This is a genomic window from Priestia sp. SIMBA_032 (genome assembly GCF_046535215.1).
GTDB lineage: Bacteria > Bacillota > Bacilli > Bacillales > Bacillaceae_H > Priestia > Priestia aryabhattai.
Genome location: NZ_JAWRXD010000820.1, coordinates 1 through 265, shown reverse-complemented (window position 1 = coordinate 265; position 265 = coordinate 1). Strand labels below are relative to the sequence as shown.

1 protein-coding gene is annotated in these 265 nt (G+C 57.4%); it reads right to left on the bottom strand.

Going from position 1 to position 265, the window contains the following annotated elements; translation table 11 throughout:
- Positions 1–35: 35 nt before the first annotated feature.
- Positions 36–265: hypothetical protein (locus SB717_RS36615; protein ID WP_410907964.1), on the bottom strand; the 230-nt coding region annotated here is incomplete at its 5' end.

Below are 265 nucleotides of genomic sequence, written 5' to 3'. Positions count from 1 at the left end.
GCAAAAGCTTTTCGACCAGCCTGGGAAGCACGATCTCAGTTGACAGTGCCTGGGAAACCTTGATCACCGTAGCCAGATCCAGACGCCCGGTTGTGACGGTGTCCAATGAGCCCGCCATTACCTGTTCTTCCATCATGTGCGGATGAAGCCGGTCGAGTTGCCGGACTTTGCCATCTGCTCCCCAATCCAGATAATGGCTCCGGGCATCGCGTAGATATGCACGCGCCGTCTTGTCGGACCCGCATGCTGCGTAAAAACGCGCAGC